Below are 17,678 nucleotides of genomic sequence, written 5' to 3'. Positions count from 1 at the left end.
TGCACTTATAAATTTCGAAATAAAGACGTCTATGTCGGCCTAATATGTCTTAGTAAATCGAGTAATCGTCGATTAATTCCCCGAATAAATATCACTAAATCTACGATTCTGGATTCAATTCAGGATGTATTTCAATCAGGGGGAATATAATGTCTCTAGCAATATATCCCATTAAATCATTTGCTGATTTATAGAGTGCGAATTTAATTTTTTCGTCGGATATTTTTTCTATGCATTCGAACATTTGCCCCAGAATCGTGTCAATAGATATAGACAATTCTATTATTGATTTTGCTACATCCTTTTCCATCTTATCCTCTTTCCAAACAATATAGGCTATTTAAAATGCTTCGAGAGATTTTATCGCGTTTCTTCTAAGAATTGCAAAAAAATACGTGAGCGTCGCGGTAATATTTCATCTCGATAAAGTAACCAAACCGGCCAGTTCTTAAAATGTTACGAAGGAGGCAGCTTTTCTGCCTCCTTCGCGCGTGTAATTACTCGATGGCTTTCGCTTCCTTGCGTGTCGCGATCAGCGAACCGACGACGCCGGTGACGAGAATGGCGACGGTGACACCCAGCGAAACGGCCGGCGGAATCTTGGCGATGCCGAGCATGTCGGCCACGAAAATCTTGGAACCGACGAAGACCAGAACCGCAGCCAATGCATATTTCAGGTAGGCGAAGCGATGGATCAGGGCGGCAAGCGCAAAATAGAGGGCGCGCAGGCCGAGGATCGCGAAGATGTTCGAGGTATAGACGATAAACGGATCGGTGGTGATAGCGAAGATCGCCGGGATCGAATCGACGGCAAAGATGAGGTCGGCGATTTCGACCATGATGAGCGCCAGGAAGAGCGGCGTCACGAAGGTCTTCAGTTTTCCGGTTGTCTCATCGGTTTCCTTGACGAAGAACTTTTCGCCATGCAGCCTGTTTGTCACTGGCAGGTGACTGCGCAGGAATTTCAGGATGCGGTTGTTGCCGATGTCGTTCTCGTCATGGTCGGAGGAAAACAGCATCTTGAGGCCTGTGAAGACGAGGAAGGCCGCAAAGAGGTAAAGCACCCAGTGGAAGTTTTCGACGATGGCCGCGCCGCCGGCAATCATGATGCCGCGCAGGACGATAACGCCGAGGATACCCCAGAGCAGCACGCGGTGCTGGTATTGGCGCGGAATGGCAAAATAGGAGAAGATCATGGCGATGATGAAGATATTGTCCATCGCCAGGCTTTTTTCGACCACGAAGCCCGTGACATATTCCATGGCGGACTGCTGGCCGGACTGATACCAAATCCAGCCACCAAAGGCGAGGCCGATGGCAATATAGAAGCCTGACATCAGCAGGCTTTCACGAACGCCGATTTCCTTGGAATTCTTATGAAGTACGCCGAGATCGAGCGCGAGCAGGCCAAGGACAAGAGAAATAAAGACACCCCACATCCAGGTGGGTGTGCCGAGAAAATCCGATAGAAGAAAGTCCATCAGTCAACCTTTAGCCGGACGAGGTTGGCTTTACGGATGGGGAACGCGTGTCAAGAATATACGTGGGCCCCAACCTTAACAAACTCGACATCACGTGTTGTCCGGTAACACGCCAGAGGGGCCCGAGTTCTGATCACGACGAAGAGATGGGTGGGCACTTTTGCTTTTCAAGGGCAGACTTTAGAAAAAAGCGAAAGGCCTTGTTTGACAAAACCGTGAAAGCTCTGTAGAAGCCGCCCCAACGCCGGGCAGTGATGTCCGGTGTGTTTTGTTGACTGCCCTGCAGTTTAAGAACTGACGTTCGGCGGTCAATATCACCGACATGTCCCGTGGTTTCTCCATTCGCATGTGAGAAGCCTGTCAGAGGCCCTGCAACGGGCCTCAGAGGAGGGCGTGTTTCCTTAACCCGGTTTGGCAACAAGCCGGTATAAACCTTTGAGAAGGAAATACGATGAGCAAGCGCGAATCGGCTAAGTACAAAATCGACCGCCGCATGGGCGAAAACATCTGGGGCCGTCCGAAGTCCCCGGTTAACCGCCGCGAATATGGCCCGGGCCAGCACGGCCAGCGCCGCAAGGGCAAGATGAGCGACTTCGGCACGCAGCTGCGCGCCAAGCAGAAGCTCAAGGGCTACTACGGCGAACTGCGCGAAAAGCAGTTCCGCGCTACCTTCGACGAAGCAAACCGTCGCAAGGGCGATACCTCTGAAAACCTGATCGGCCTGCTCGAGTCGCGTCTGGACGCCATCGTCTACCGCGCCAAGTTCGTTCCGACCGTTTTCGCGTCGCGCCAGTTCATCAACCATGGCCACGTCACGGTTAACGGCGTTCGCGTCAACATCGGTTCTTACCGTTGCAAGCCGGGCGACGTTATCGAAGTTCGCCAGAAGTCCAAGCAGCTCGTCACCGTTCTGGAAGCCGTTCAGCTCGCTGAACGCGACGTTCCTGACTACATCGAAGTTGACCACAACAAGATGGTTGCGACCTACGCTCGCGTTCCGTCGCTCTCCGACGTTCCTTACCCGGTCGTCATGGAACCGCATCTGGTCGTCGAATTCTACTCGCGTTAATCGACGCGTTTCAGTATTCAGGAAGCCGCCCTTCGGGGCGGCTTTTTTGTTTGCTGGGGAAGGCTTCATGCAGGACATTCAGGGTATCGTCGATTCCATCCATGACAGCATGCTGCCGAGGCTGGGCGAGGGGAAGGTTGCGGATTACATTCCCGAACTCGCCAAGGTCGATCCCAATCAGTTCGGCATCGCCATCACCACGGTCGATGGAACGACTTATACGGCTGGCAATGCGCTGACGCCGTTTTCGATCCAGAGCATTTCCAAGGTCTTCATGCTGACGCTGGCGCTCGGCAAGGCCGGTGAGACGGTATGGAACCGGGTGGGTCGCGAACCGTCGGGATCGTCCTTCAACTCCATAGTCCAGCTGGAGCACGAGCACGGAATTCCCCGCAACCCCTTCGTGAATGCCGGGGCGATCGTGGTGACCGATATCGTTTTGTCCGGCCATCAGCCGCGCGAGGCGATCGGCGAGCTCCTGCGGTTCGTGCGGTATCTCGCTGATGATGACACGATCAGCATCGACGATACGGTGGCGAAATCCGAGCAGGCGACGGGTTTCCGTAATTTCGCGCTCGCCAATTTCATGCGCTCCTTCGGCAATCTGCATCACCCCGTGGAATATACGCTCGGGGTCTATTTCCATCAGTGCGCGCTTTCCATGACCTGCGCGCAGCTATCCCGCGCCGCCCTGTTTCTGGCCAATCGCGGCCGCAACCCGCTGACGGGGCATACCGTCGTGTCGGACCGCCGCGCAAGGCGCATCAATGCGCTGATGCTGACCTGCGGTCATTATGACGGGTCGGGCGATTTCGCCTATCATGTCGGCCTGCCGGGCAAGAGCGGCGTCGGCGGCGGCATCATGGCGGTGGCACCCGGCAAGGCATCGATCGCGGTCTGGTCGCCGGGCCTCAACAAGGTCGGCAACTCGGCGCTCGGGTCACATGCGCTGGAAATGCTGGCGACGAAAACAGGTTGGTCGGTATTCGGGGCTTGATCTTCCGGGCGGATGGGAGCATTGCCTGCATGGATAACGGCAGTCGTGCCGGAGCGAGCGGATGATGAATATTCTCACCAGGGTCGATGACATCGCGGAAAAGATCGGGGCAGATCAGGAATCGCCGGAAGAAGCTGGCACCTCGCATCCTCTGTTCGATCATGCGCCGCGTTCGGTCTCGTTCAACAAGCTGCGCAAACGGCTGTTGCGCAATGTGCGCCAGGCCTTCGAAGATTTCGGCATGCTGAATGGCCAGAAGCGCTGGCTTGTGGGCCTTTCCGGCGGCAAGGACAGCTATGGGCTGCTCGCGCTGCTGCTTGATCTCAAATGGCGCGGCCTGCTGCCCGTTGAACTGATCGCCTGCAATCTGGATCAGGGCCAGCCTAATTTCCCCAAGCATGTCTTACCGGAGTATCTGGCGAAGATCGGCGTTGCCCATCGCATCGAATATCGCGACACCTATTCGGTGGTGAAGGAGAAGGTGCCCGCCGGCGGCACTTACTGTTCGCTCTGTTCGCGGCTCAGGCGCGGCAATCTTTACCGCATCGCGCGGGAGGAGGGCTGCGACGCGCTGCTGCTCGGCCATCACCGTGAGGATATTCTCGAGACCTTCTTCATGAACTTCTTCCATGGCGGACGTCTGGCCGGCATGCCGGCAAAGCTTTTGAATGACGAGGGTGACCTGATGGTCATGCGCCCGCTTGCCTATTGCGCCGAAGAAGACATGGCGAAATTTGCGGCCGCAATGGAGTTTCCGATCATCCCCTGCGACCTTTGCGGCTCGCAGGACGGACTTCAGCGCAACGCCATGAAGGAAATGCTGGCGGATATCGAGCGGCGTATGCCCGGTCGGAAGGATGTGATGCTGCGGGCGCTGGCGCATGTGAACCCTTCCCATCTCCTCGACCCCAGACTTTTTGATTTTTCGGCGCTTTCTGTCACGGGGGCGTCATCTGAAGAGCCTAGGGAGGCCCACCCTCTCTTATGAAGAAGTGCCCCGCGCGATGACCCTTTCCGATAAAGATATCGATTTCCTCGTTGCCACCGTTGCCGCTGCCGGTACGGATGAGATCATGCCCCGCTTCAGGAACCTGAGCGCTGGCGCCATCTCCGAAAAGACATCCGCCGTCGATCTCGTCACCGAGGCGGATGTTCTGGCCGAAAAGCTGATAACCGCAGCGCTGCTCGAGCGGTTTCCAAAGGCGCATATTGTTGGCGAAGAGGCCTATGACGCGGATCATTCCGTCATTCCCGCCCTTGCCGACGCGCCGCTTGCCTTCGTGATCGATCCCATCGACGGCACCTTCAATTACGCTTCCGGCTTTCCCGCCTTCGGTACGCTGCTCGCGGTCACCGTCAAGGGTGAGACCGTGGCTGGACTTATCCACGATCCCGTCATGGGAGACACCATCATTAGTCTGAAAGGCGAGGGCGCCTATCTCCACCGCAAGAACGGATCGCAGGCAAAGCTGAAGGTTGCCGATCCCGCGCCACTGTCCGACATGGTCGGCCTCTTTTCGTGGGGCCACAGCCATCCGGATCGTCGGCCGGTGATCGCCGCCAATATGGCGAAGATAAAGATGGCATTGTCGCTTAACTGCTCCGCACATGAATATTGGCTCGCTTCCGCCGGCAATCTTCATTTCATCGGCCATGAAAAGCTGATGCCATGGGATCACCTTGCAGGCGTGCTCATCCATCAGGAAGCGGGTGGCTACACGGCGCGTTTCGACAACACGCCCTATCGGCCCGGCCAGACGACCGGGGGCATACTTTCTGCTCCCGACAAGGAAAGCTGGAAGATGCTGCGGCGGGAAATCGTCGCCTTATAAGATTTATGCTCAAATGGAAGGATCTCGCCCATGGCTCTCGAACTCGACATCGCCTCTCTTGCCAATGCGCTTCAGGAGGCTGCTGCGGTTGAAATCCTGCCGAGGTTCCGCAATCTGGGCGATGGCGACGTCAGGATCAAGACCGAAGCGATCGACCTGGTTACCGAGGCTGACGAGGCCGCAGAGCGGTTGATCCGCGCCCGCGTGCAGGAGATCATGCCGAATGCTCTCTTCATCGGCGAGGAGGCGGTGGCGGCCGACGCTTCGCTGCTTGGCAAGCTTGCCGATGCCGATCTGGCTGTCGTGGTCGATCCGATCGATGGCACCTATAATTTTGCGTCCGGCCTGCCGCTTTTCGGCGTGATGATGAGCATCATCTCCAAGGGCGAGACTGTCGCCGGCCTGATCTTCGATCCCATGGGCAATGACTGGGCCATTGCCGAAAAGGGCTCCGGCGCATGGCTGTGCAGCGCCGATGGCGCGCAGACGCAGATGTCGGTCGTGCCGGCGCCGGAACTGTCGCAGATGGTGGGTATCGCCAATACCGGCTATTTCGACGTGGAGACGCGCCGCAAGATTCTGGTGAACCTGGCCGATGTGCGGCTCTTCACCAGCTATCGCTGCGCCGCACATGAATACCGCCTGTTCTGCGGCGGTCACATGCATTTCCTGATGTACAACAAGCTGATGCCCTGGGACCACCTGGCCGGCACATTGATCTCGCAGGAATCGGGCGCCTATGCCGCCCGCCTTGATGGCTCGCCTTATCTGCCCCGCCATGTGGATGGCGGGCTGCTGCTGGCGCCTAATCAGGAGACGTGGGAATTGCTGCGCGAGAAGATTTTCACGGTCTGAGGCTCCGGATCTGTGGGGTGCGCACAACCTTCACCGTCATGCCGGACTTGATCCGGCATCCAGCTGCGGCGCGTCTGCGCGGCGGAAGGACCTTTTTCAGCCCAAGGACTTGGGCTGGCTGAACCCCGGATCAGCTCCGGGGTAACGGCCGTCGGCGAGACCCACCAGCAAACAAAAAAGGGCGCGGAACAGAATTCCGCGCCCTTTTATTTTTCCACGTCCCTTAGCGGATCGGCTTGTTGTGGGCATGAAATAACACACCCTTTTCGCCGATCAGTACAAAGATCAGGCCGATGATGGAGACGACGAAGAAACCTGCCACCATTGGCAGTGCGGTACCATCGAAAGCCTGGCCGATGGCGGCGCCGATCAGCGAACCGCCAATGGTTCCCATGAAGCCGATCACCGAGGAGGCCGTGCCGGCGACGTGGCCAAGCGGTTCCATCGCCAGCGAGTTGAAGTTCGAGCCGATCCAGCCGAACTGGAACATGGCAAGTGCGAAGAACACGATGAAGATGGCGAAAGGCATCGGATCCGGTCCCAGCACCTGCACCACAAGCCAGATGAAGGTGATGGCGATGAAGCCGAGCAGCGACCCGTGCGACAGCTTGCGCATGCCGAACCTTCCGACAAGCCTCGCATTGATGAAGGACGAAAAGGCCATGAACAGGGCGACGCCGGCAAATGCCGCCGCGAACCATGGACCAAGGCCGTAAATGCCCTTGTAGACCTGTTCAGCGGAATTGATAAAGCCGAACAGCGCACCGAAGATGAAGGTGCTGGAGAGCGTGTAGCAAAGCGCAATGCGGTTGGTGAGCACGATCTTGAAACCGCCGAGCACCGAACGGGCGGTGAAAGGACGGACATCGTCCGGATGCAGGGTCTCAGGCAGGCGGAAATACATCCAGGCCGTTACCACGGCAGCTATGCCGGCCATGAAGGCAAAGATAAGGTGCCAGTTTCCGAAGAAGAGCACGATCTGGCCAGTGCCGGGCGCGATGACCGGAACGACCATGAAAACCATCATGATCAGCGACATGACTTCAGCCATCTGGCGGCCGCCATAGATGTCGCGGACGATCGAGATGGTGATGACGCGTGTTGCCGCAGAACCGATGCCCTGAATGAAACGCAGGAGCAGCAGGCCGGAGAAGGACGGCACGAAAACGACCGCAAGCGCTGAAACGATGTAGATCGCAAGACCAAAGAGCATCGGCTTGCGGCGACCGAAACGGTCCGAGATCGGCCCATAGAGAAGCTGGGCGACGCCGAAACCGAGAAGGTAGGCCGAAATGACATATTGGCGATGGTTTTCATTCTCGACGCCCAGCGAGGCGCCGATTTCCTGAAGCCCGGGCAGCATGATATCGATGGCGAGCGCGTTCAACGCCATCAGCATTGCGGCCAGCGCAATGAATTCCGTACGCCCCATCGAGCCTGCGCGCGAAGCGGTGGATTGTGAAAGATTTGTCACAGGATTGCCCCAAAAAGAACGGCAAAGGCGTTGCATGAAGCAACGCCTGGCATAAATTTCTGACAATCAGGGTGGGCCGGACGAACCGGCCGAAATCAGGCCGCGCCGCGGACGCTGATACCCTGTTCTTGGAAGTGGCTCTGCAATTCGCCGGACTGGAACATCTCTCTCACGATGTCGCAGCCGCCAACGAACTCACCCTTGACGTAGAGCTGCGGGATCGTCGGCCAGTTGGAATAGTCCTTGATGCCCTGACGGATGTCGGCATCGGCAAGCACATTGATGCCCTTGTAGTCGACTCCGAGATAATCGAGGATCTGTACCACCTGGCCGGAAAAACCGCATTGCGGGAATTGCGGGGTGCCCTTCATGAAAAGAACGATGTCGTTGCTCTTCACTTCGCTGTCGATCATGTCGTGAATGCCGCTCATAGGCCTATTCCTTTCACATGCGGTTCAAGGCCGCTGCTTTCTGTTAGCCTCTAAATAACATGTCGTGGCGCGATTTCCACCCGTCGGAAGGAAAAAATGCGTGCCTCCTGCAACGCATAACGCGCCAAAAAACGGTCTTCCGACGCCTAGCGATATCTCTGCCGGCTGCGCGCGGCGGCGGTGCGTCTTTTGCTGACCTGTTTTTTGGCCGGCTTCGGTTTGACTGCGGCCTTGATTGCGGCTTCCAGAACGGAGCCGACAATACCGCCGGCGAGAGAACCGGTGCTTTTCGTTCGGCGTGCGCGGCGTGTCTTGCGGATGCCGGTCTTGGTGAGGACTTCCGACAAAGCGCCCTTGACGACGCCGTTTATCAGTTGATCGACGATGCCAGACAAATTTTCTCCGCCTTTAAATAAATCATATTTCCGTCGCGATTTTTACTATACGTGCATCGCCCACTGTATCAAGCGATCCTTTCGGGTGCCTCCAGCCCGAAGGTTTATGCATGCCGACCGTCACGTCACGACTTGTCCTTTATTTCCCGGGTTTCGATCCGCTGGATGCCGCTGCCCATCATCTGCGTTATCAGCGTGCCGCCGCGCTGGCAGGAAAAACATGGGCCGTCGATTATGCAGTGGGGCCGCTGGAGAACAGGCCGGGCGGCGAAACATTCACCGTGGAATCCTCGTCAGGCGATTGGCGGACGCGTTCGGACATCATCGTCTATGATCATAATGCCGTCATCTCACAATTGCGGAATGCGCCGGTCTGGCGGCAGATCTGGCAGGGCTTCAAGGCGGGAGCGGGCATTATCGGTGAGGGGGGCGCGGCGCGCTACTTCCGCCATGCATGGCGTTTTGGGCTGTTCTTTATTTTTCCGTTCCTGCTGATGCTTGCCGGTGGCGTGCTTGCGGCGGTGATTGGCCTGTCGCCTTGGCTTTTCGCTTTACCGCTGTGGCTGCTGGTGGTCAGCCTTCCGGCTGCGGCCCTGTTTTTCACCAAGGCTTTCCTGCCGTTTGCCGAGCGCTTTCACACCCTGCATCTTTATGCGGACTGGCGGTTCGCACTCGCAGTCGGCCGCGACGAGCCGATTGCCCGAATCTGGATCGAAGAGAAGGCAGCGCTTGTCCTGACGGCGCTGGAGCAGTCTTCGGATGAGGTTCTGGTGGTCTCGCACAGCATGGGCGCCAGCTTGGCCCTCGCGGTCATCGGCCGCGTGCTGGAGCTGAAGCCGGAGGCGCTGGATGGACGGAAGTTGTCTTTCGCAACGCTGGGTGGGGCGGCCTTGCAATGCGCGTTTCTGTCGAGCGCCGTGCGGCTTCGTCAGAGCATTGGCGTCATCGCACGTCACCCTGAGGTGACATGGTTCGATATCCAGTGTCTCACAGATCCGATCCATCTATATCGTTGCAACACGGTGGCGCTGACCGGTCATGGCGATGCGCCGCAACCGAAAATCGTGCCGATCCGCTTCAAGCATTCGCTTTCACCGGAGCGTTACAAGAAGAACAAGCGGAATTTCCTCAGAATGCACCGGCAATATGTTCTCGGGCCTGATCGCAGGTCCGGTTACGACTTTACCCTGCTGACGGCCGGGCCTCTGCCAGCCGCCTCATTTGCCGACCTCGAGTCACAAACGCCGCCTGCTCTTTAGAGGTTTCGATAACGTCGAATATGAAAAGGCCCGCGTGGGACTATCACGCGGGCCTTTCTTCAGCCGTCAGGTCTTTCAGCCGATGGGACAGAGACCGGTGATCTCAGTCATCATTCGGGCGCCGAGGTCTGCAGGGCAAGGGCATGCAGGACGCCGCCCATATTGCCCTTCAGCGCGTCATAGACCATCTGGTGCTGCTGCACGCGGGTCTTGCCCTTGAATGCATCTGCCACGACTTCCGCCGCGTAATGATCGCCATCACCGGCCAGATCGCGGATCGTGACCTTTGCCCCGGGAATTCCCGCCTTAATCATGTCTTCAATGTCGCCGGGTTTCATGGGCATGGTGTTTCTCCTTAATTCATTCTGCGGCGACTAGAGTTTCGCCGTCCATGAACTGAGGGAACCACGATTCATAGGCCGAGTGCAATTCTTTAATCTCGACGGCGCGCGCCGTGCCCAGCTTTACGGTGGAACCACCGGTAACGCCGATGTTGGCGCAGGAAACGCCGGCTGCCTTCGCAGCACCCAGTACCTTGTCGAGATCGGTTTTCTTCACGGTGAGCACGTAACGACCCTGATCTTCGCCATAGAAGGTGAGGACCGGGTTGTGGCCTTCGACCGCATCGATGGTCGCGCCGATTCCGGAGGAAATCGCCATTTCGGCAACCGCGAGCGCCAGACCTCCCGAGGAGCAATCGTGAACGGCGGTGGCGAGGCCATCCGTGATGATGCCACGCACGAAATCGCCGTTCTTCTTTTCGGCGGCGAGATCGACATGCGGGGCAGGGCCGTCGATACGGCCATGGATATCACGCATGTACACCGACTGCGCGATGTGGGTGCCGAGGCCGGCAGGTGCGCCGACAAGCAGCACCGCTTCGTCAGCGGCGGCAAAACGGATGCGCGCCATGCGGCCCCAATCCTTCAGCAAGCCGACGCCGCCAATGGTGGGGGTTGGCAGGATCGCCTGGCCATTGGTCTCGTTGTAGAGCGAGACGTTGCCGGAAACGATCGGGAATTCCAGCACGCGGCAGGCTTCGCCGATGCCCTTGATGGCATGAACCAGCTGGCTCATGATTTCGGGCTTTTCCGGGTTGCCGAAATTCAGGTTGTCGGTGGCCGCGAGCGGCAGGGCGCCGGTTGCGGTAATGTTGCGCCAGCATTCGGCCACGGCCTGCTTGCCGCCTTCGAAGGGGTCGGCCTCGACGTAACGCGGGGTGACGTCGGAGGAGAAGGCGAGCGCCTTCTTGTCGTGGCCTTCGACGCGAACGACGCCGGCGTCGCCGCCCGGCAGCTGCAGGGAATTGCCCTGGATCAGCGTGTCATACTGCTCGTAGACCCAGCGGCGCGAGGAATTGTTGGCCGAACCGACGAGCGATACCAGCGCGTCGGCGATATCGGCAGCGGGAACGTCGTTTTCCGCAAGCGGGGTGGGCACCTTCGCGGGTGTCCACGGGCGGTCATATTCGGGAGCCTGATCGCCCAGTTCCTTGATCGGCAGGTTGGCGACTTCCTCACCATTGTGAATGACGCGGAAGCGCAGGTCGTCGGTGGTCTTGCCGACGATCGCGAAGTCCAGACCCCACTTGACGAAGATCGCCTTGGCGACTTCTTCCTTGGAGGGCTCGAGAACCATGAGCATGCGCTCCTGGCTTTCGGACAGCATCATTTCATAGGCCGTCATGCGCTCTTCACGCACCGGCACGGCGTTGAGGTCAAGCTCGATGCCGAGGTCGCCTTTGGCGCCCATTTCGACGGCCGAGCAGGTGAGGCCGGCGGCGCCCATGTCCTGAATGGCGATGACCGCGCCGGTTTTCATCAGTTCGAGGCAGGCTTCCAGCAGGCACTTTTCGGTGAAGGGGTCACCGACCTGAACGGTCGGGCGCTTTTCTTCGATGGACTCATCGAATTCGGCAGAGGCCATGGTCGCGCCGCCAACGCCGTCGCGGCCGGTCTTTGCGCCGAGATAAACCACCGGCAGGCCCACACCCTTGGCTTCCGAGAGGAAGATTGCGTCGGACTTGGCAAGACCGGCGGCAAAGGCGTTGACGAGGATGTTGCCGTTATAGCGCGGATCGAATTCCACTTCGCCGCCAACCGTTGGCACGCCGAAGGAGTTGCCGTAGCCGCCAACACCGGCAACGACACCGGCCACGAGATGGCGGGTCTTGGGGTGGTCGGGCGCGCCGAAACGCAGGGCGTTCATGGCGGCAATCGGGCGTGCGCCCATGGTGAAGACGTCACGCAGGATACCGCCGACGCCGGTCGCCGCACCCTGATAGGGCTCGATATAGGACGGGTGGTTGTGGCTCTCCATCTTGAAGACGACGCAATCGCCATCGTCGATATCCACAACGCCGGCATTTTCACCGGGGCCCTGGATGACGCGTGGTCCCTTGGTGGGCAGGGTCTTCAGCCACTTCTTGGACGACTTGTAGGAGCAGTGCTCGTTCCACATGGCCGAGAAGATGCCGAGCTCGGTAAAGCTGGGCTCCCGTCCGATCAGGTCGAGGATACGCTGGTATTCGTCGGGCTTCAGCCCGTGGGATGCAACGAGTTCCGGGGTGATCTTGATGGAGTTTGGAATCGACATAGGTCTCACGCGGTTCGAGCCGAGGGAAGTTTCCGGTTCTTTAGCGCAAGAGGCTCAAAGGTGCGACAGGAAAATGCGCGGTTTTACCCGCAAAACGCTGCTTTCTTGGCTTCTTCAGAACCTGTAGCCGACCATGAGGCCGACGCGGGTCAGTCCGTCATTGGGCCCATCGCACAGATTGGCATGTGATGCATGCTCGATCTGGGTCGAAATATTCCAGTTATTATCGAAACGATAGCCGATCGCCGCATATTCGTGGAAAAGCACCCGGCAGCCGAATTCCGCACCGGTTTCGCCGGCACTGTTTCTCAGCTTGCCATCGTGCCAGAGGCCGCCAAAACCGAAATCGAGAAAGATCTTCGGGTTGAGATCGAAGGTCCAGTTGACGCCGCCGTAAATGGTATTCGCCGAGCCCTCAGTGCCGATCTCGCCACCGATATGTAGCCGTGGGCGGGAGAGTTTTTGGCCGAGCGTTACCGCAGATGCACTGGCGAAGGGATCAAAATAGGCGGTGAAGGCCGGAAAGACGCCATCCTCACCGCCATTGTCGTGATTGGAGATCGAGGTGGTTGCGCCGAAGCGCAATTCGTCGAAGACGGTGCCTTCCGCAGCAGTGGCGGGCATGATGCCGATCAAGACACATGCCGCAAGAAGGATCGCCAGCGCGAAACACGCCCTCACACCTGTGGAATCGAATGCTGCCATCGAATCATTCCCCACCTCGAATTGCGGAAAGGATGGCAGGTTTGTCGCTTTGGTAAATGATAAGTTACTGAATTAGGCCGGGTGTTGCAGGAAAGACTCTCCGCCCTCTAGGCAACGCTTTCGTAACCGGCCGAGCCGTTGTCGAGCAGGTGGCGCAGGATGCCGAGGGCATGGGTCAACTCTTGCTGGTTCGATGGACCAGAAAGGCTGACACGCACCCGATGGAAAACCTTGTCGGTGCGGCCGGCCTTGAACTCATCCTCGTCATCTATCAGCACGCCTTCTTTCATCGCCGCGTTTCGGAACGTGCCGGAAAGCCAGGGTTCGGGCAGTCTCAGCCACAGGAAGGCGATATCGGGCAGCGAATTGAAATCCAGCCCGGCAAAGGCCCGCCGGGCAATCGCCTCGCGCTGATTGATCTCGGCGATACAATCCTTGCGAATGTCGTCGGCGTCACCGCTGTTGACGAGGCGGGCATTCACTTCGGCCAGCATGAAGGGCAGACCGCCTGTCAGCATCGAGTGGGAAATGCGGATGCGCGACGAATATTGCGCCGGGCAGGCGACCCAGCCGCCACGAACGCCAGCGGCAACGGATTTCGACAGGCCGCCGACGACGAAGGTAATGTCGGGCGCAAATTCTGCGATCAGCGGGATCGCCTCACGCGTCATCGCGCCATAAAGATTGTCCTCTACGACCCAGACACCATACCGGCGGGCAATATCGGCTATCGCACGGCGACGCTCTTCTGGCAGCGTGGCGCAGGTCGGGTTCTGGCCGGCGGACATCAGGAAGATCATCTTGGGATGCTGCTGGGCGCAGACGCGCTCGAAATCGTCAGGGACAATGCCCTTGTCATCCGCTTCAACCAGCGTCACCCGCCGTCCGGCAAGTGTAGCGCTGCGGCTGATATGGGAATAGGTCACGGGTTCGAAGACGATACGGTCTCCCGGGGCGGTCATGGCCGTCACCACACTCATCACCGCCGCATGGGCGCCAAGCGTCGAGACGATGTTTTCCGGTTTTGGCGACCAGCCGTTCTGGGAAAGCCAGCGAGCGCCCGCCATGCACCAGTTGTCAGGAAAGGAACGGGCGTAATTGGTGACGTCGTAAGCATGTTCGCGGGCGACAGCCTCGATATGTCTGGCGATCAGCACGCTCTGGCCGACATCGGGTGCCGCCGTGGTGTTGAGCCGGAATTCGGCGCTGCTATCGACGGCGTGGCGTGTGCTGCCGAACGCTGCCGCCACCGTCTCCATGGGCGCTGAGGGGGCCGGGGTCTTGCGCTCATTGACATAGGTGCCGCGGCCGACCTCACCGCTGACCAGGCCGCGCTCGTGGATAAGCGCGTAGGCCCGGCTGATTGTACCTATTGTCACGCCGAGGTCATAAGCGAGGTTGCGCTGTGGCGGCAATTTCGAGCCCGCCTGCAGGGTGCCATCGGAAATTGCGCCCTCGATACTGTCGGCGAGGCGCAGATATATCGGGCCATCGCCCACAGTGAGATCGGGAAGCCAATTTGTCATGGTGACAATTTATGCATTGTATCTCTTCGCAAGTCAATTGTATTTATTGTCTGCATTCAATGAAGACAAACGCACGGAGACAATAGGTGCAATATGCGCAAGATGGATCAATACCTTTCGACAGCGGATACGCTCTATCCTGATGGCTACGAACGGGAACGCGTGTTCCGCGATGCCGGCGACATGGTCGCACCGGCGCCTTTTCCGGCCAAGATCGCCAGCACGCCAATTGGTCGCCTGATTGCGGGCATGTTCAACTGGCACCGGAAGCGGCAGGGACGGCTCGCTTTGCGGGAACTGTCTGATGATCTTCTGGAAGATATCGGCGTAACGCGCGATGAAGCCCTGAAGGAAGCGGCGAAATCCCAGCTTTTTTCATGGCCGACACGGCCGCTTTAATTTTTTGCCGGAGAGCGGCGCCTTCTTTCCCCGGCGCCATCAAGCCGTGCGGCAGCCCGCCACGCCATTCCCAACCGGCGTTGGCGGGTTTTTTTATTTAGGCCCCTTAGACCAGCTTCGGCAAATTGATAAATGGTACGTGGCAAGAGCTTCTTGTGCCGGCGTCTGCCTTTTGCCGAGCGTTCCCCTTTCCTCATTCCTGTGACAAGCACAGGAATGAGCGACGCGGATACGTCTCGCCCGATACGCAGACCTAGAATACTACGATGAGATCAGCAGCCCTTGCCGCCACTCGCCCAGCGCTTGACGTCGGTTGCGATGCGGCTGGAAATGGCCTCGTTCATCACCGGGCCAAAAGCGTCGAGCTTTGCCGGGTTGCCTTCGGCCTGAACGACCAGCATGGGCCGCGATTCCGGACTGTTGCGCGGCACGAGCAGGATGCGCGGACGGCCTGAGAAGGAATTGAGTTCAGGGGCCAGACGATAGGCCTTGAAAGCCGCATCCCCCGATTTGAACCAGCAGGCATTCGCGCCAAGCGCTATCCGTTCCATTGTGGGGAGAGCGGCGCGGGAGACCGAGGCTGTCGGCTGTGGTTTCGGCTGACAAGCAGCCAGGGTCGCCGCAGCTAGAAACAATCCGGTCGCCTTGAGGGTATTCGATCGACGGGCAAAAGACATCAGGTCATCCAGAAGAGAGGGCCAAAACGACGCCGTCAGCCGGCATCAAAAAAGGCGGGCTCAAAGCCCGCCCGTCTGTCAGGCTGCGATGACGCCAAGCGCCGAAGCGAAGAGGCCGCGGCCGTCATTGCCGCCATGGGCGGCTTCGATCAGGTTTTCCGGATGCGGCATCATGCCGAGAACGTTGCCCTTGGCATTGATGACGCCGGCAATGTCGTTCAGCGAGCCGTTCGGGTTGGTGCCTTCGGCATAACGGAACACGACCTGGCCGTTGCCCTCGACCGATTTCAACTCATCCGCATCGAGGAAGTAGTTGCCATCGTGATGGGCGACGGGGCAACGCAGGATCTGGCCCTTGTCGTAAGCACGGGTGAAATCGGTGTCGTTATTGGCGACTTCGAGCTTCACTTCGCGGCAGACGAATTTCAGCGAGGCGTTGCGCATCAGGGCGCCCGGCAGCATGCCGGCTTCGACCAGAATCTGGAAGCCGTTGCAGACGCCGAGAACCTTCACGCCCTTTTCCGCCTTCTCGCGGATGGCCTGCATGACAGGCATGCGGGCGGCAATCGCGCCGCAGCGCAGATAGTCGCCATAAGAGAAGCCGCCGGGAATGACGATCAGATCGACATCGGGAATATCCGTCTCCGTCTGCCAGATGGTGACAGGCGCCTGACCGGAGATTTTCGTCAGAGCCGCGATCATGTCGCGGTCGCGGTTGAGGCCGGGAAGTTGGACGACAGCGGATTTCATGGACGGCGGCTCCTGGAGCTTAGAGAATGGCGATGGCGTAGTTTTCGATGACCGTGTTGGCCAAGAGCTTTTCGCACATTGCCTTCAGATCGGTTTCGGCCTTCGCCTTGTCGGCGCCTTCCAGTTCCAGATCGAAAACCTTGCCCTGACGGACATGGCCGACGCCACCAAAACCGAGGCTGCCAAGCGCGCCTTCGATTGCCTTGCCCTGCGGATCGAGAACGCCGTTCTTCAGCGTAACAGTCACCCGTGCCTTGATCACCTGATCTTCTCCTGATTTTACCCTACGAGGCCAATATTATTTCACGAGCCGATATTACTTTACCAGAACAGGACCGGTGCCGCGGATCGGTTCGTTTTCATTGATGATGCCGAGACGGCGCGCCACTTCGGAATAAGCTTCCAGAAGACCGCCCAGATCGCGTCGGAAGAGGTCCTTGTCCATCTTCTTCTGGGTCTCGATGTCCCAGAGGCGGCAGCTGTCGGGCGAAATCTCGTCGGCGAGGATGATGCGCATCATATCGCCTTCGAAGAGGCGGCCACATTCGATCTTGAAATCGACGAGCTGAATGCCGACGCCGAGGAACAGGCCGGAGAGGAAGTCGTTGACGCGGATGGCGAGCGCCATGATGTCGTCAAGCTCGGCGGGGTTGGCCCAGCCGAAAGCCGTGATGTGCTCTTCGGAGACCATCGGGTCTTCGAGCTCATCCGACTTGTAATAAAACTCGATGATCGAGCGTGGCAGCACCACGCCTTCCTCGATGCCGAGGCGCTTGGAAAGCGAGCCGGCGGCGACATTGCGCACGACGACCTCGAGCGGGATCATCTCCACTTCCTTGATCAGCTGCTCGCGCATGTTGAGGCGGCGGATGAAGTGGGTGGGAATGCCGATCTTGTTCAGATGCGTGAAGACGTATTCGCAGATACGGTTGTTCAGCACGCCCTTGCCGTCGATGACTTCATGCTTCTTCTTGTTGAAGGCGGTCGCATCGTCCTTGAAGAACTGGATAAGCGTGCCTGGCTCCGGACCCTCGTAAAGGATCTTGGCCTTGCCTTCGTAAATACGGCGGCGACGGTTCATAATTGCAGGTCTCTTGGTTGACGCCGATTCTGGTGGCGTTGCGTTTGGTCTTTGAAGCGGTCCCATAAAGGAAAAGAGTGCATTCTACAATGCGGCTGGCATATTTCCCTTCAATTCTTGTGACAGGGCCGCCGAACTGTTTCATCCGCAAA

20 protein-coding genes are annotated in these 17,678 nt (G+C 58.4%); 7 read left to right on the top strand and 13 right to left on the bottom strand.

The annotated features are described in order from the left end of the window. Nucleotides 1-100: 100 nt before the first annotated feature. Nucleotides 101-310 carry a hypothetical protein gene (locus tag ACZ47E_RS07665; protein ID WP_037092959.1) on the bottom strand — a complete coding sequence of 70 codons (210 nt, stop codon included), beginning with the start codon at nucleotides 308-310 and terminating at the stop codon, nucleotides 101-103. Between the two features lie 187 nt (nucleotides 311-497). Then, nucleotides 498-1,481, bottom strand: coding sequence for a TerC family protein (locus ACZ47E_RS07660; RefSeq protein ID WP_004442467.1), 984 nt, complete (start codon nucleotides 1,479-1,481; stop codon nucleotides 498-500). Nucleotides 1,482-1,932: 451 nt separating this feature from the next. Between ACZ47E_RS07660 and rpsD the strand changes: the two genes are divergently transcribed. The 5 genes from rpsD to ACZ47E_RS07635 all read left to right on the top strand — a co-directional run bounded on the left by rpsD (nucleotide 1,933) and on the right by ACZ47E_RS07635 (nucleotide 6,234). Beyond that, nucleotides 1,933-2,550: a 30S ribosomal protein S4 gene (gene rpsD, locus ACZ47E_RS07655; RefSeq protein ID WP_004442465.1), complete on the top strand. Its 618-nt coding sequence runs from the start codon at nucleotides 1,933-1,935 to the stop codon at nucleotides 2,548-2,550. A 67-nt stretch (nucleotides 2,551-2,617) separates the two neighbouring features. Continuing rightward, nucleotides 2,618-3,547 carry a glutaminase gene (locus ACZ47E_RS07650; RefSeq protein WP_004442464.1) on the top strand — a complete coding sequence of 310 codons (930 nt, stop codon included), beginning with the start codon at nucleotides 2,618-2,620 and terminating at the stop codon, nucleotides 3,545-3,547. A 61-nt stretch (nucleotides 3,548-3,608) separates the two neighbouring features. Continuing rightward, nucleotides 3,609-4,535 carry a tRNA 2-thiocytidine(32) synthetase TtcA gene (gene ttcA, locus ACZ47E_RS07645; protein WP_464016834.1) on the top strand — a complete coding sequence of 309 codons (927 nt, stop codon included), beginning with the start codon at nucleotides 3,609-3,611 and terminating at the stop codon, nucleotides 4,533-4,535. Nucleotides 4,536-4,551: 16 nt separating this feature from the next. Further along, entirely contained in the window at nucleotides 4,552-5,379 is an 828-nt protein-coding gene (locus ACZ47E_RS07640) for an inositol monophosphatase family protein (protein WP_278066840.1), read from the top strand. Nucleotides 5,380-5,409: 30 nt separating this feature from the next. Then, nucleotides 5,410-6,234: an inositol monophosphatase family protein gene (locus ACZ47E_RS07635; RefSeq protein ID WP_022556490.1), complete on the top strand. Its 825-nt coding sequence runs from the start codon at nucleotides 5,410-5,412 to the stop codon at nucleotides 6,232-6,234. Nucleotides 6,235-6,457: 223 nt separating this feature from the next. Here the strand turns inward: ACZ47E_RS07635 and ACZ47E_RS07630 are convergent, their stop codons facing one another. The 3 genes from ACZ47E_RS07630 to ACZ47E_RS07620 form a co-directional block, all read right to left on the bottom strand. Next, nucleotides 6,458-7,666: a multidrug effflux MFS transporter gene (locus tag ACZ47E_RS07630; RefSeq protein ID WP_006698780.1), complete on the bottom strand. Its 1,209-nt coding sequence runs from the start codon at nucleotides 7,664-7,666 to the stop codon at nucleotides 6,458-6,460. Between the two features lie 137 nt (nucleotides 7,667-7,803). Next, on the bottom strand, nucleotides 7,804-8,139 hold the full coding sequence (gene grxD, locus ACZ47E_RS07625; RefSeq protein ID WP_004442454.1) for a Grx4 family monothiol glutaredoxin: 336 nt from the start codon (nucleotides 8,137-8,139) through the stop codon (nucleotides 7,804-7,806). A gap of 146 nt (nucleotides 8,140-8,285) precedes the next feature. Next, nucleotides 8,286-8,534, bottom strand: a complete 249-nt coding sequence (locus ACZ47E_RS07620) for a hypothetical protein (RefSeq protein ID WP_004442452.1) — start codon at nucleotides 8,532-8,534, stop codon at nucleotides 8,286-8,288. Nucleotides 8,535-8,644: 110 nt separating this feature from the next. On the opposite strand from ACZ47E_RS07620, the gene ACZ47E_RS07615 reads away from it, so the two are divergent. Next, nucleotides 8,645-9,793, top strand: a complete 1,149-nt coding sequence (locus ACZ47E_RS07615; protein WP_278066839.1) for a hypothetical protein — start codon at nucleotides 8,645-8,647, stop codon at nucleotides 9,791-9,793. Between the two features lie 110 nt (nucleotides 9,794-9,903). Here the strand turns inward: ACZ47E_RS07615 and ACZ47E_RS07610 are convergent, their stop codons facing one another. From ACZ47E_RS07610 to ACZ47E_RS07595, 4 genes are all read right to left on the bottom strand, one after another. Then, a complete protein-coding gene (locus ACZ47E_RS07610) occupies nucleotides 9,904-10,137 on the bottom strand; it encodes a BolA family protein (protein ID WP_003516012.1) in 234 nt (77 codons plus the stop codon). Between the two features lie 16 nt (nucleotides 10,138-10,153). After that, a complete protein-coding gene (purL, locus tag ACZ47E_RS07605; RefSeq protein ID WP_112766787.1) occupies nucleotides 10,154-12,388 on the bottom strand; it encodes a phosphoribosylformylglycinamidine synthase subunit PurL in 2,235 nt (744 codons plus the stop codon). A 114-nt stretch (nucleotides 12,389-12,502) separates the two neighbouring features. Continuing rightward, nucleotides 12,503-13,093 (bottom strand): acyloxyacyl hydrolase, encoded by a 591-nt coding sequence (locus ACZ47E_RS07600; protein WP_278066837.1) that lies wholly within the window; start codon nucleotides 13,091-13,093, stop codon nucleotides 12,503-12,505. Between the two features lie 107 nt (nucleotides 13,094-13,200). Continuing rightward, nucleotides 13,201-14,619: an aminotransferase-like domain-containing protein gene (locus ACZ47E_RS07595; RefSeq protein ID WP_045533790.1), complete on the bottom strand. Its 1,419-nt coding sequence runs from the start codon at nucleotides 14,617-14,619 to the stop codon at nucleotides 13,201-13,203. 93 nt (nucleotides 14,620-14,712) lie between these two features. On the opposite strand from ACZ47E_RS07595, the gene ACZ47E_RS07590 reads away from it, so the two are divergent. Next, nucleotides 14,713-15,018: a DUF1127 domain-containing protein gene (locus tag ACZ47E_RS07590; RefSeq protein ID WP_004442436.1), complete on the top strand. Its 306-nt coding sequence runs from the start codon at nucleotides 14,713-14,715 to the stop codon at nucleotides 15,016-15,018. A 272-nt stretch (nucleotides 15,019-15,290) separates the two neighbouring features. Here ACZ47E_RS07590 and ACZ47E_RS07585 read toward each other — a convergent pair whose 3' ends face one another. From ACZ47E_RS07585 to purC, 4 genes are all read right to left on the bottom strand, one after another. After that, on the bottom strand, nucleotides 15,291-15,695 hold the full coding sequence (locus ACZ47E_RS07585) for a hypothetical protein (protein ID WP_112554587.1): 405 nt from the start codon (nucleotides 15,693-15,695) through the stop codon (nucleotides 15,291-15,293). Nucleotides 15,696-15,773: 78 nt separating this feature from the next. Then, nucleotides 15,774-16,445, bottom strand: coding sequence for a phosphoribosylformylglycinamidine synthase subunit PurQ (purQ, locus tag ACZ47E_RS07580; RefSeq protein ID WP_004442432.1), 672 nt, complete (start codon nucleotides 16,443-16,445; stop codon nucleotides 15,774-15,776). 19 nt (nucleotides 16,446-16,464) lie between these two features. Continuing rightward, nucleotides 16,465-16,707, bottom strand: a complete 243-nt coding sequence (gene purS, locus ACZ47E_RS07575) for a phosphoribosylformylglycinamidine synthase subunit PurS (protein ID WP_003507918.1) — start codon at nucleotides 16,705-16,707, stop codon at nucleotides 16,465-16,467. A gap of 54 nt (nucleotides 16,708-16,761) precedes the next feature. After that, the gene (gene purC / locus ACZ47E_RS07570) at nucleotides 16,762-17,526 is read right to left on the bottom strand and encodes a phosphoribosylaminoimidazolesuccinocarboxamide synthase (RefSeq protein ID WP_004442430.1); all 765 of its coding nucleotides are present in this window, start codon (nucleotides 17,524-17,526) and stop codon (nucleotides 16,762-16,764) included. Between the last annotated feature and the right edge of the window lie 152 nt (nucleotides 17,527-17,678).

It is taken from the genome of Agrobacterium sp. 5Ca39, assembly GCF_055382365.1.
Note: the sequence above shows the minus strand (reverse complement) of the source record. Positions and strands in the feature narration are given on the sequence as shown.